The following is a 12,226-nucleotide window of genomic DNA, read 5'->3' as shown; positions in this document are numbered from 1 at the left end:
CACGGGGTTCGCAATGCCGAACCCTTCCGCGCTATAACACTTGGCGAGCAGCGCGCTACTGCAGCGGGCAGTCGGCTCGTTGCTGTCGGCCGCCATCCGTTGCCTTTCGAGCAGATCGCCCCGCGAAATTGCCAGGATCGTGGTGGCGCAAACGTGCACGAGGCACATTTGGCCCGCCGGCCGCAACCGGCGGGACTAAGCCACAGACCGCCCAGCGGGCGAGTTCTGCGACAAGGATCACGCCTGGTGAATCACCAATTCGCTGGTCATGGGAATTCCTCTAAGGGCGCCAAGCACCATGTTGTGCGAGATCGCGCGCTCATGAATTTTCTCCAGATCGGCGCGGGGCGCCGAAGAACACACGGTCGCGCTGAGGTGCAGGGACACGTAGCAATGCCGGGCGTCCACGGGCGCCGTGAGCCCATCAAGTCCGTCGAACTCGCCACGCGGGTCGAACACGCCTTCCGCGATGAAATCGACCGAACGAAGATCGACCCCCGCATGCGCTGCCAGCATCGGATAATCCGAGCCGGCGCACACAGCCGCCGCGGCAAAGATCTGCTCCCAGGGAAAGACGGCGGTCGGCGAATTGTCCTTGAGGCTCGCCGGTCGCTCCAGTAGCGGTGTTGTGTAAGGATCGCCTGATTGCGGGTCGAAGCGGTAGCGGGCACGATAGGTGCCACGCACCGCGTCACCGTGTTTCTTTAGCACGGACACGATATCTTTGACTGTGCTGACGGTTTCTCCGAAGACTACTGGCATCTTTACCTCCCTGTAAAATGAGAATTCCACTCCCTATTCCGGTCCGCGGATGCCGACGATGGTTGCCGCGGCCTGGCCCCAATCCCGACAATGTGCCGACAAGGCTCGCGCTACTTGGCAGGCGCGGCAGCCTGAGCGTCGCCGCCGAGATCCTTCTTGAAGGTCTCAAAGTCGACCTGCATGCCGTTGAAGATCGTGCTCCAGTGCCGTGACAGAGCGGCGATAGCGACGGCCTCTTCGATCTCGTCCTCCGTTGCGCCCGCCTGTTTTGCGCTCTCGGTGTCTTCCCAGATGCAATACTGGCAGGGAATTTGTGCGGAGACGGCGAGCGAGATCAGAGCCTTGACCTTCGGCGGCAGGGCGGTTTCGCTGGAGAACTGCAGAGCCTTCACCTCTGCCCAGGCGCCCGGCAGCGCTGCTTTTGAAACCTGATGGAGAAAGGTCGGCACCGAGCCGAGCGTCCGCTCGACGTCCTTATAGGTGGCGTCGACCTCAGCTTGACCGGCCCAGCCTAAGCCTGATGACAACAATGTGGCGCAGACGACAGTCGATGCGAACGCCGTGTGAAGGAGGCGGCGCGAGCGGCTGGGCCCGAGCTCGCCGTGGTGTGCGATGGAAGCAACATGGGAAACTGCGAAGGCGAACATGATCTCTCTCCTCTTTGGAACCATTTGCGTCCGGGCCAGATGATGCCCGCGTGCTGTAAGGAGTCACGGACGGGAGAAAAAGTTCGATCAGTCGTCGTCGATTCTAGGCGGACGCGGCGAAAGATGAAGATGCAAGCGTCGGGCCTTGCCGTCTCGCTGAAAGATCACCAGGACGACACCCGGCGGGCAGTGGAAAGGGTCTTCCGGCGGATTGACGAATAGTCCCTCGATCACGGTGACCTGGCTGGCGCTGAGAATGCGCTGCGGTTCCAGGCGGACGCCGGCTTCCGTGTCGGCGTCGACTTCCCAGGCAAGGAATGAGCGACCCAGCACTGGTTTGCTCGTCCCGCGGACAAGATGCAGGTCCTCTGCAAAGTGCCCAAGGAAGCGGTCACGCTCGCCATGCTGGTTGAGCCCATTGAAAATTTCGGAGTAGAATCGCTGGCGCTCGCGAGACTGCGAGCGAGCCTCTGTGTCGGCAAGGCCCGCCGTTTCCAGCAGCATCTCGGCAAGCTTGCGTTTGGCTTGCGACAAACGACTGCGAACCGTCCCAATCGGGACACCCAGAATGGCGGCCAGTTCCTCGTAAGACTGATAGCTTCCGAAATAGCGCAACATGGCGGTAGCCTGCAGCGGCTCGGGAAGCTTGCGTAGCGCGTCCCAAACCCATTCGCGAAGCGCGACTTTCTCCAGCCGCTCCTCAATGCTTGCGCGTTCGTCTGGGCGGTCTGGAATGTCGGCGGTCAAGATCTCGCGTCGTCGTCGACGCAATTGTTGCAGGCAACAGCGGTGCAACACAGTGCGAAGCCAGCCACCGACGGCTTGCGGATCCTTGAGTTCGCCGATGCGCCTCAGCGCGATCAGGAAAGTCTCATGCACAGCATCTTCGGCGTCCGACCCATAGCCGAGCATGTTCAGCGCTATCGCATAGAGCCGTGCGCGATGACGTTCCAGCAGCAGGCCGAGGCAACCACAATCGCCGCCCCGAGCGGCAAGGGCCAGTTCGGCATCACTCGGCACGATATGAGTTTCGTAGCCCATGGACTTAAGATGCATCAACTGGCGAAAAAGTTCGAATGCCAGTTCAGCTTCGTCACGATCCGTGTTCGGCGGGCACCAGTTCACCAATGACGCTTTGATGGGGTTTTGGATTGAGGTTATGACCCTCACTTCACGTCCGTAACAACCGGCCCCGAAACGGGGTCCGTGAGAACCAGGCTCGCCGCCAAGATACTCAAGCGAGATCGAAAGTGCATATGGCAGTGAGCAAGGATTGGATTCTGGCGGATGCGGGCGATCTACGCGGCTAGATTCAATCCTGTAAAACTTTTTCCAGATTTGACACCATTTCACAAAATTGTAAGATAATCATCTTCCGTCAGCGATAGGCGATGACCATGTCGATCCGCGAAGAACTGGCCAACACGACCGTGGCGTTCACCTCCGCGGAAGAGAAGATCGTCCAGGTCCTGCTCGCCGATTACCCGATGTCGGGGCTGGGCACCGCAACCCGGCTGGCACGGCGCGCCGGCGTCAGCGACCCGAGCGTGACGCGGCTGATGACCAAGCTTGGCTATGTCGGCTTTGCCGATTTCCAGGCACGCCTGCTCACCGAAGTCGAATCCAGGCTGCATTCGCCGCTTTTGATGATGGAGGCCAAGCGTCCGGGCGGCTCCAGCGAAGGCACCGCACTTGCCTATTTCCATTCGGTTTCCGACAGCCTGGAGCGTACGCGCACGGCTGTGCCGGTGCAGGCCTACACGCGCGCTGTCAACATGCTGCTCGAGAGCAAGGGCCAGGTCGTGCTGCTGGGCGGCCGGTTCAGCCGGCATATCGCCTCCATGCTGGCCGGCTATCTCCTGCAGTTCCGCTCCGGCGTGCGCGACATCGGTTCGTTGAGTCCCGCCGATTTCGACCTGTTGATCGACCTTGGCAAGCGCGACCTCCTCGTCGTGTTCGATTACCGGCGCTACCAGTCGGACGTGGTGAGCTTTGCCCAGCAGGCCAAGGAGCGCGGCGTCTCCATCCTGCTGTTCACCGATGTCTGGCTGTCGCCGATATCTGACATCGCGGACCTGACCATGGTCGCGGCGATCGACGCCAACTCGCCGTTCGACACGCTGGCGACGGCCGTTGCCCAGATGGAAACCGTCTTTGCCCACGCGCTGGAGGGCCATGGCGCCGGGGTGCGCAAGCGCATCGAGGACATCGAGAAGATCCGCAGCGCCAACGCGGTCACGCTCGATACCGTCCTATCGTCATCGGCCGACGACGCCGCCAAATCCAAAGCCACAAGGAAATAGTGTCGTTGCGCTCAGTGCAGCGATGCAAAGCGCCGCGACGCAGAAAAGGAAGCGACAATGCCCGACAACCAGACCATCATCGACGCCGTGCAGGCTGAGATCGAGACCGATCGCGACTGGTTGATCGGCCTGACCCGCGACATGGTCCGCATCCCTTCGGTCAACCCCAAATTCGAGCCCAATCCGGCGATCAACCGCGAGGCGGATGTCCAGGCGCTGCTCGAACCGATCCTCAAGCAGGACGGGTTCAGGACAGAGCAATGGGATGCCTTGCCCGGGCGGCCCAATCTGGTCGGCGAATGGGCGGGAGACGAGAGCCGCAGCCTGATCCTGTGCGGCCATATCGACGTCGTGCCGGTCGGCGCGATGAAGGACTGGTCGGTCGATCCGTTCGGCGGCGAAATCACCAATGGCCGGCTCTATGGCCGCGGCGCCGTCGACATGAAGGGCGGCGTCGCCGCTTGCATCGCCGCCGCGCGCGCGATCCGCAAGGCGGGCATCACGCTGCAGGGCCGGCTCGCCATCCACTCGGTCGTCGACGAGGAAGCCGGCGGCTTCGGCGCCATGGACGCGGTGAAGAAGGGCAAGCTCGCCAAGGCGGTGCTGGTCGCCGAACCGACCTGGGGCGATGTCCTGCCGGTCGAAGGCGGGCTGGAATGGGCGCGGGTGACGATCCGTGGCCGCAACGCCCATTCGGCGCTGCGCTACAACGAGATCTATCCGCAGCGCCACGACAAGGACCGGCTGGAGCCGGGCGTCAATGCGATCGAGATCGCCGCCCGCTTCATTGCCGCCGTGCGCCAGTATGAGCTGGACCGGACGCGAGCAAAATCGCATCCGCTGCTGCCGCTCGGCATGAACACCATCAACATCGGCGTCATGCATGGCGGCACCGGCCTTGGCGAGCACGGCCTGCCGACCGTGATGACCAACCCGGCCATCATTCCCGATGTCGCGGTGCTCGATCTCGACATGAAATTCCTGCCCGACGAGAATTCGGCCGACTACCGCCGCGATTTCGAGGCGTTCGTCCACCATTTCGCGCAGACCGATGCGTGGCTGCGCGACAACCCGCCTGCGATCCAATGGGAGCTCGGCGGGCTGCATTTTCCGCCGATGAACACGCCGGTCGACCATCCGCTGGTGAGATCGCTGATGAAGCGCAAGGCCATGGTCGGCAAGGCGCCGCAGGCGCGTGGCTTCGTCGCCGTGTGCGATGCCGCGCACTATGCCGGCGCCGGCGTCGACGGTGTCATCTTCGGCCCGTCAGGCGACGGATTTCACGGTTCCGACGAGTATGTCGAAGTCGAATCGGTGGTCGAGACCGCCAAGGTGATCGCCGCTTCGGTCATCGACTGGTGCGGCATCCGCTGAGGCGGAGCCGCCAGTCCGAAACGGTCAGGCCGGGCGCTTCAGGCGTCCGGCGACGGCGCCCCATGAAGCCTTGATCATGCCGACCAGGCCGCTCGGGTAGGCCAGCATCACGCCGATGATCAGCACCGCCGTGATCATCGGCCGCCACGCGCCGAAATCGGCCATCCATTCGGCGAAGATCGTCAGCACGAAAGAGGCGATGATGGCGCCGTAAATAGTGCTGGTGCCGCCAAGCAGCACCATCGACAGGATGATGGTCGCAAGGCTCATGCCGAAGACGTCGATCGAGGCATTGCGCTGGTAGGCGGCGTAGAAGGCGCCGGCGATGCCGGTGAAGAAGGCGCTCGCGGCAAGCGTCAGCATGCGCTGGCGCACGATCGAGACGCCGCGGCTGATGGCGTATTCCTCATTGTCGCGCAAGGCGACGATGCTGGCCCCGGTGCGTGAGCGCACGAACACGCGCAGGAACAGGGTGCTCGCCACCAGCAGCGCCAGCGCGATGTAGAAATAGGCTGATTTGCCGTCACGGACCATGTTGTGGTCGAACACGTATAGCCCGGGAATGCGCACCAACCCTTGCGTGCCGCCGGTGATGGCGGACTGGCTGATGATTACTTGCATCACCAGCTGCGCGAAGCCGAAAGTGACCAGGATGATGTAGATGCCCTTCAGCCGCAGGATCGGGATGGTCACCAGGATCGCCGCCAGGGTGGCGATGACACCGCTGGCAAACAGCGCGATCCACGGGTCGAATTCGGCCAGCTTGGTGAGCAGGCTGTAGGCATAGACGCCGATGCCGAACAGCGCCAGATGGCCGAAATTGAAGACGCCGCCATAGCCGAGGCTGAGGTCCCAGTTCGAGGCGACGATCGCATAGATGAAGGCCATGATCAGAATGTGGCGGGCATAGGTGTCGCCGAAGATCAGCGGCAGCAGTGCCAGAAAGGCGAAGCCGAGCACGAAGCCGATGGCCTCCTGCTTCCACGGCGTGCGGCCGGGAGCGATCGGGGTTGCCGCCTCTGTGTGGCTAAGGGTGATCGGCGATGTCGTGTCGGTCATGCTAGGCCTCGGGAGCGGCTGGCAAAGATGCCCTCGGGGCGCACCATCAGGGTCAGGATCAGCACGCCGAACAGCAGCGCCGGCGTCCAGTACAGGCCGAAATAATAGCTGCAGGCGGCCTCGAAGAAGCCGATCAGATAGGCGGCGAAGATCGGTCCCGAGATGCTCGATATTCCGCCGAAGACGACGACGATCAGCGCCTTGAGCAGCGGGTCGCTGCCCATCACCGGCGACATGAAACGATAGCCGCCCATGAAGATGCCGGCGAGGCCTGCAAGCGACGCGGCAATGGCGAAGGCCAGCCCATAGAGCGCGGTGACGTTCAGCCCGACCAGATGGCTGGCATCTTCATTCTGCGCCACGGCGCGCAGCGCCAGCCCGAGCCGCGTGCGGTTGAGGAACATCCAAAGTGCGGCCAGGATCAGCGGCGTGATGACGATGATGGCGATCTGGTGCAGGGAGACGCCGACGCCGCCGATGGTGGTGTTGCCGGTGATCAGCGCCGGGATCTGCTTCGAGCGCGGTCCCCAGATGGTCAGCGCGCCGTTCTCGATCAGCGACCCGGCTGCCAGCGTGGTGATGACGACGACCAGCACGATGTTGGGTCGGCCGATCAGCGGCCGCACGACACTCGCCTGCAGGATCCAGCCGACGCCGGCCATGACGACGACGGCGATGGGAAAGGCGACCGCCGCCGGCAGGCCGAGTTCGACCAGCTGCCAGGCGATGTAGGCGCCCAGCATCATGAACACGCCATGGCTGAAATTGAACACGCCGATCGTCGTCCAGACCAGAGCCAGCCCGACCGCCATCATGGCGTAGAGCGAGCCCTGGAACAGGCCGCCGAACAGGATTTCCGCCAATGCGCTCATCTTCGGATTTTCCTAATGGCCAAAATACATCGACATGATCTCGCCGTGGTCGAGGCTTTCGCCCGGCTTGATCTCGGTCGCAACGGCGCCATGGTTGACGAGGTAGAGTTGCTGCGTCAGTTCCAGCAGGAATTCGATGTCCTGCTCGACGACGATGAGCGGTACGCCGCCGCGCGAAATGTCCATGACGGAGGCGCAGAGCTCGTCCTTGATCTTGGGCGCCAGCCCAAGCGTCGGCTCGTCGAGGATCAGCAGGCGCGGATGGCTCATCAGCGCCGTGCCGATCGACACCATCTGGCGCTCGCCGCCCGACAGCGTGCGCACGCGCTGGCGCCAGCGTTCCGCCAGTTTCGGGAACAGCTTGACCACCTTTTCGCGGTTTTCCGCCTCATGCGGCCGGGCCCGCGGCGAATAGGCGCCGAGCGCCATGCAGTCGGCGATCGAGAGATCGGGAAACAGCCGGTTGCCTTGCGGCACATGGATCAGGCCGGCGCCGACGATGGCGCGTGCGCTGTGGCCGACAATGTCTTGCCCGTCGAACAGGATGCGGCCGCTCTTCGGCTGCAGAAGCCCGGAGATAGCACGCAGCAGCGTCGTCTTGCCATGGCCGTTGGGGCCGAACAGGCCGACATTGCCGAAACGGCCGGCCTCCAGCGAGATATCGTGCAGCACGGTGACGCGGCCATAGCCGGCGGTGACGCCTTCGACGCTGAGAATGGGATTCACGCCGCCGACCTCCTCGTGCCGAGATAGGCCTCGATGACGTGCGGATCGGCGATCACGCCTGCCGGATCGCCGGCGGCCAGGACGCGGCCATTGTTGAGCACCAGCAGATGCTGCGAAAGGCTCATCAGGAAAGTCAGCACGTGCTCGATCAACAGGATGGTGATGCCGCGTTCGGCGGTGCGGCGGATCAGGCCGATCGACGTCTCGATCTCGGGTTTGGTCAGGCTCGATGCCGGCTCGTCGAGCAAGAGCATGCGTGGCTGCATGGCGATCGCCGTGGCAAGCATCAGGCATTTGCGCTCGAACACGGACAATTCGCCGGCAAGCCGGCCGAACGACTGGGATCCCAGGCCGACGAACTCCAGCGCCTCGGCGGCGGCATTGCGGGCCGTGGCCGCTGTCTTTTCCTGCTTGCCGTAGCTGGCGCCGATCAGCGCGTTCTCGAATACGGTCAGCCCGTCGAAGCTGGTCTCCCGCTGAAAGGTCCGGGCAAGGCCGAGGCGCGCGATGGCGTGTCCCGATTTGCCGTTTATGGCAATGCCGTCAAAGCGGATGTTGCCCCGGTCGGGCCCGAACGGGATGCCGGTGATGATGTTGAACAGCGTGCTCTTGCCGCTGCCGTTCGGGCCGGCGATACCGAAGATCTCGCCGGCCTCGACCTTGAACGACACGCCATCGACGGCCTTCAGCGAACCGAAGGCCTTCGACACGTCGTCCAGTTCAAGCAGGGCCATTCCCTACTTCATCCAGGGCTGGAGCTTGAAGGCGCCGGTGGCATATTTCTCAGGCGAGATCAGCGTGCGCTGGCCATCCCAGATCTGGAAGAAGGTGATCGGAATATAGTCGTCGCCCTGCGTGGCCAGGTGGGTGGCGGGATCGAATTTCAGCCGCCCTTCCGCGACCTGCTTGTCGGTCTCCGACAGCGCCTTCATGATCGCCGCATGGTCGGATGCGCCCCCGACCTTCTTGACCGCATCGAAATAGACATTGGTCATTTCGTAGAGGCCGACGCCGTAGGTGCCGCTCTCGACGCCGTATTTTGCCTTGAACTTGGCTGCCACCTCATCGGCGCGCGGGTTCTTCGGCGTCGTCAGCGCGCCGCCGAGCAGGTTGTAGATGATGCCATCCGATTTCTTGCCGGTCAGCTCGACGAATTCCGGAACGCTCGGCGCGTATTGCAGGAAGACGAGGCTCTTGGTCGGCTGCTCGAGGAACTGGTTGAGGAACGACGCCGAATTGCCCGGCAGATAGTCGGTGTTGATGACGACATCGGGAACGTTCTCGCGCACCTTGGCGAGGATCGAACGCCAGTCGGTCACTTCGCCGAAGGGTACGATCTCGTCGACGGTGATGGTCCAGCCCTTCTCCTTGAACGTCTTCTTCATGCCTTCGGAGATGGTCTTCGAATAGGCATTGTCGGACGAGATGATGGCGACCTTCTTGGTCGGCAGGGTGATCTTGCCGTCGGCCGCGAGCTTCTCGACGAACAGGGTGACGTCGGTGTTGTAGGCGTCGAAGGAAGGCGTCAGTGACCAGCAGCACATGTATTTGTCGGGGCTCGGCGCGATGATGTCCCTGGTCTGCTGCGAGGTGGCCGCCAGCATGTAGGGCATTTCCGCCTCGGCCATGTTGTCGATCTCGAAATTGGTCAGGCTGGCATAGCCGGTCAGCATGAAGTGTACGCCCGGATCGCCAAGCAGGCGTTCGACGGCGCTGGTGACGTTGCCGGCGGACTGATCCTTGACGTCGCCGACCACCAGTTCGAACGTATCCCCGGCAACGCCGCCGGCTGCGTTCGCTTCGTCGATGGCCATCTGCACGCCGCGCTGGAATTCCTGGCCGTCCGCCGCGGCAGGGCCGGTGAGCGGCGCAAGCAGGCCGATCTTGACGACGTCGGCAAAGGCGGGGGCGGCTGATGCGGCAAACATGCCGATCAACGTCGTGCTCATCAGCATATGGCGGATTCGACTTGCGGCGGATTTGGGCTTCATCGTGCTGTTCCCTGTTTTCCTCCCGTTCATCGGGAGTTGGATAATTGACAATCTACGCATAATTGTTCTTATTTGAAAAGGATTTTTCAACGCAACCTGGCCGGGAAGATGGTTCCCGCAAAGGTATGGAAGCCGTGGCGCTTTGCTGCGCAACTGCATTAAAACAGGGCAAGTCCCGACGGAGCGGACAATGACGATCTCGCAGAAGACCCTTGAAACCAGCCACGGCAAGATCGCGGTGCGTGAGACCAGCGGCCAGGGAACCGCTGTCATGCTGATCCACGGCAATTCATCTTCCAGTGCCGTTTTCCGCAACCAGTTGGACGGCCCGTTGGGCGAGCGATATCACCTCATCGCTCCCGACCTACCCGGCCATGGAGCGTCCGGCGATGCGATCGATCCAGAGCGTTCCTACAGCATGGAAGGCTATGCCGATGCCATGACCGAAGTGCTCGGGCTGCTCGGCATCGACAAGGCCATCGTCTTCGGCTGGTCGCTCGGCGGCCATATCGGGCTTGAGATGATCGACCGCTTTCCCGGCCTGCTTGGCTTGATGATCACCGGCACGCCGCCTGTCTCGCCCGAGGAGGTCGGTAGCGGATTCAAGCCGAGCCCGCATATGCATCTCGCCGGGCAGGAGACCTTCACCGGCGCCGACGTGGAGGCCTATGCGCGCAGCACTTGCGGCGAGCCGTTCGAGCCGTTTCTCATCGACACGGTGGCGCGCACCGATGGACGGGCGCGGCGCCTGATGTTCGAAAAGTTCGCGGCCGGCACTGGCCGGAACCAGCGCGAGATCGTGGCCGGCAAGACGCCGCCGATCGCCGTTCTGAACGGCATCGACGAGCCATTCGTCAACACCGATTTCGTCTCCGCTGTGAAATTCTCCAATCTATGGGAAGGCAAGACCCATCTGCTCGACAAATCCGGCCACGCGCCGTTCTGGGATTCGCCGGATCGCTTCAATCCGGTCCTCGCCCGCTTCCTGGCAAGCGTCGACATAGCGTAGGTCCGTCGGAAACCGGCGCCACGGACCCGCCTTCGCGTTGGGTGGGTGACAATCACGCGCATCTGTCGTATATTGACATAAAGATATCCTTATGTGACATGAAAAGGCCTGTCGCCAAAGGGATAAAAAATGTCGCAGAATTCTGCCTCGCTGGACGCATTGTTCGGCCCCGTCGCGGCAAAACCGGACGGCCCGGAAGTGCTTGCCGCGCTGACAGCGGCGGCACGCGAGCGCATTCTCATCCTCGACGGCGCCATGGGCACCCAGATCCAGGGCCTCGGGTTTAACGAGGACCAATTCCGCGGCGAGGCTTTCGCCGGCTGCGCCTGCCATCAGCAGGGCAACAACGACCTTTTGATCCTGACCCAGCCCGGGGCGATCGAGGAGATCCATTATCAATACGCCATCGCAGGCGCCGACATCCTGGAGACCAATACTTTCTCCTCGACCTCGATCGCCCAGGCCGACTACGGCATGGAAGATGCCGTCTATGCGCTGAACCGCGATGGCGCGCGGCTGGTCAGGCGCGCCGCTGTTCGGGCCGAGCAGCAGGACGGCAAACGAAGGTTTGTCGCCGGAGCGCTCGGGCCGACAAACCGCACCGCCTCGATGTCGCCCGACGTCAACAATCCCGGCTATCGCGCCGTGACCTTCGACGATTTGCGCCTCGCCTATGGCGAGCAGCTGCGCGGGTTGATCGATGGCGGCGCCGACATCATCCTGATCGAGACCATCTTCGACACGCTGAACGCCAAGGCGGCGATCTTCGCGGCGGAAGAGATCTTCATCGAGAAGGGCGTGCGCCTGCCCGTGATGATATCGGGCACCATCACGGACCTCTCCGGCCGCACGCTGTCGGGCCAGACGCCGACCGCCTTCTGGCATTCGGTGCGCCATGCCAACCCCTTCACCATCGGCCTCAACTGCGCGCTCGGCGCCAACGCCATGCGAGCGCATCTGGCCGAAATATCCGGTGTCGCCGACACCTTTGTCTGCGCTTATCCGAATGCCGGCCTGCCCAACGAATTCGGCCGGTATGACGAAAGCCCGGACTTCATGGCCGCCCAGATCGAGGATTTCGCGCGTGAGGGACTGGTCAATGTCGTCGGCGGCTGCTGCGGCTCGACGCCGGAGCACATCCGCGCCATCGCCGAGGCGGTGCGGAAGTATCCGCCGCGCGCCATTCCGGACATTGAGCCCAGGATGCGCCTGTCCGGGCTGGAGCCATTCACGCTCACCGACGAGATCCCCTTCGTCAATGTCGGCGAGCGAACCAATGTCACCGGCTCGGCCAAGTTCCGGAAACTGATCACGGCGGGCGACTATGTCGCCGCGCTCGACGTCGCCCGCGACCAGGTCGCCAACGGCGCGCAGATCATCGACATCAACATGGACGAGGGTCTGATCGATTCGAAGAAGGCCATGGTCGAATACCTCAACCTGATCGCCGCCGAGCCGGACATCGCCCGCGTTCCTGTCATGG

Annotated in this window: 12 protein-coding genes; 4 read left to right on the top strand and 8 right to left on the bottom strand. The window is 62.9% G+C overall.

What is annotated here, in order from left to right; all coding sequences use genetic code 11:
• Nucleotides 1–237: 237 nt before the first annotated feature.
• The 3 genes from EOA22_RS11330 to EOA22_RS11320 form a co-directional block, all read right to left on the bottom strand.
• Complete coding sequence (locus tag EOA22_RS11330; RefSeq protein ID WP_013530204.1) at nucleotides 238–762, bottom strand: OsmC family protein; 525 nt, start codon at nucleotides 760–762, stop codon at nucleotides 238–240.
• 110 nt (nucleotides 763–872) lie between these two features.
• Nucleotides 873–1,409 (bottom strand): carboxymuconolactone decarboxylase family protein, encoded by a 537-nt coding sequence (locus EOA22_RS11325; protein WP_024504783.1) that lies wholly within the window; start codon nucleotides 1,407–1,409, stop codon nucleotides 873–875.
• Between the two features lie 87 nt (nucleotides 1,410–1,496).
• Nucleotides 1,497–2,579, bottom strand: coding sequence for a sigma-70 family RNA polymerase sigma factor (locus EOA22_RS11320; protein WP_164745812.1), 1,083 nt, complete (start codon nucleotides 2,577–2,579; stop codon nucleotides 1,497–1,499).
• Between the two features lie 227 nt (nucleotides 2,580–2,806).
• Here EOA22_RS11320 and EOA22_RS11315 point away from each other — a divergent pair, with 227 nt between their 5' ends.
• Nucleotides 2,807–3,712, top strand: coding sequence for a MurR/RpiR family transcriptional regulator (locus tag EOA22_RS11315; protein ID WP_013530207.1), 906 nt, complete (start codon nucleotides 2,807–2,809; stop codon nucleotides 3,710–3,712).
• Nucleotides 3,713–3,769: 57 nt separating this feature from the next.
• Complete coding sequence (locus EOA22_RS11310) at nucleotides 3,770–5,086, top strand: ArgE/DapE family deacylase (RefSeq protein ID WP_063170048.1); 1,317 nt, start codon at nucleotides 3,770–3,772, stop codon at nucleotides 5,084–5,086.
• 24 nt (nucleotides 5,087–5,110) lie between these two features.
• On the opposite strand, the gene EOA22_RS11305 is transcribed toward EOA22_RS11310, so the two are convergent.
• Genes EOA22_RS11305 through EOA22_RS11285 form a run of 5 tightly spaced genes read right to left on the bottom strand, consistent with a single transcriptional unit; the run spans nucleotide 5,111 to nucleotide 9,734 of the window.
• Nucleotides 5,111–6,145 (bottom strand): branched-chain amino acid ABC transporter permease, encoded by a 1,035-nt coding sequence (locus EOA22_RS11305; protein ID WP_027162307.1) that lies wholly within the window; start codon nucleotides 6,143–6,145, stop codon nucleotides 5,111–5,113.
• The gene (locus EOA22_RS11300; protein ID WP_063170049.1) at nucleotides 6,142–7,017 is read right to left on the bottom strand and encodes a branched-chain amino acid ABC transporter permease; all 876 of its coding nucleotides are present in this window, start codon (nucleotides 7,015–7,017) and stop codon (nucleotides 6,142–6,144) included. The genes EOA22_RS11305 and EOA22_RS11300 overlap by 4 nt, the downstream gene beginning before the upstream one ends.
• 12 nt (nucleotides 7,018–7,029) lie before the next feature.
• Entirely contained in the window at nucleotides 7,030–7,743 is a 714-nt protein-coding gene (locus EOA22_RS11295; RefSeq protein ID WP_013530211.1) for an ABC transporter ATP-binding protein, read from the bottom strand.
• Complete coding sequence (locus EOA22_RS11290; RefSeq protein ID WP_024504790.1) at nucleotides 7,740–8,477, bottom strand: ATP-binding cassette domain-containing protein; 738 nt, start codon at nucleotides 8,475–8,477, stop codon at nucleotides 7,740–7,742. The genes EOA22_RS11295 and EOA22_RS11290 overlap by 4 nt, the downstream gene beginning before the upstream one ends.
• A 3-nt stretch (nucleotides 8,478–8,480) precedes the next feature.
• Nucleotides 8,481–9,734 (bottom strand): ABC transporter substrate-binding protein, encoded by a 1,254-nt coding sequence (locus EOA22_RS11285; RefSeq protein WP_063170050.1) that lies wholly within the window; start codon nucleotides 9,732–9,734, stop codon nucleotides 8,481–8,483.
• A gap of 190 nt (nucleotides 9,735–9,924) precedes the next feature.
• On the opposite strand from EOA22_RS11285, the gene EOA22_RS11280 reads away from it, so the two are divergent.
• Complete coding sequence (locus EOA22_RS11280; RefSeq protein ID WP_063170051.1) at nucleotides 9,925–10,743, top strand: alpha/beta hydrolase; 819 nt, start codon at nucleotides 9,925–9,927, stop codon at nucleotides 10,741–10,743.
• 129 nt (nucleotides 10,744–10,872) lie between these two features.
• Nucleotides 10,873–12,226 (top strand): homocysteine S-methyltransferase family protein (locus tag EOA22_RS11275; protein ID WP_164755364.1); only part of this gene is annotated, 1,354 nt, incomplete at its 3' end.

This window comes from Mesorhizobium sp. M7A.F.Ca.US.014.04.1.1 (genome assembly GCF_003998745.1).
In the GTDB taxonomy this organism is placed as follows: domain Bacteria; phylum Pseudomonadota; class Alphaproteobacteria; order Rhizobiales; family Rhizobiaceae; genus Mesorhizobium; species Mesorhizobium ciceri.
The sequence above is the reverse complement of the archived record's forward strand: the minus strand, read 5'-3'. Positions and strand labels throughout refer to the sequence as shown.

Coding starts and splice junctions, on each gene's coding strand:
- EOA22_RS11315 (WP_013530207.1), top strand. CDS start 2,807: ATGTCGATCCGCGAAGAACTGGCCAACACGACCGTGGCGTTCACCTCC.
- EOA22_RS11305 (WP_027162307.1), bottom strand. CDS start 6,145: ATGACCGACACGACATCGCCGATCACCCTTAGCCACACAGAGGCGGCA.
- EOA22_RS11330 (WP_013530204.1), bottom strand. CDS start 762: ATGCCAGTAGTCTTCGGAGAAACCGTCAGCACAGTCAAAGATATCGTG.
- EOA22_RS11280 (WP_063170051.1), top strand. CDS start 9,925: ATGACGATCTCGCAGAAGACCCTTGAAACCAGCCACGGCAAGATCGCG.
- EOA22_RS11310 (WP_063170048.1), top strand. CDS start 3,770: ATGCCCGACAACCAGACCATCATCGACGCCGTGCAGGCTGAGATCGAG.
- EOA22_RS11325 (WP_024504783.1), bottom strand. CDS start 1,409: ATGTTCGCCTTCGCAGTTTCCCATGTTGCTTCCATCGCACACCACGGC.
- EOA22_RS11300 (WP_063170049.1), bottom strand. CDS start 7,017: ATGAGCGCATTGGCGGAAATCCTGTTCGGCGGCCTGTTCCAGGGCTCG.
- EOA22_RS11285 (WP_063170050.1), bottom strand. CDS start 9,734: ATGAAGCCCAAATCCGCCGCAAGTCGAATCCGCCATATGCTGATGAGC.
- EOA22_RS11290 (WP_024504790.1), bottom strand. CDS start 8,477: ATGGCCCTGCTTGAACTGGACGACGTGTCGAAGGCCTTCGGTTCGCTG.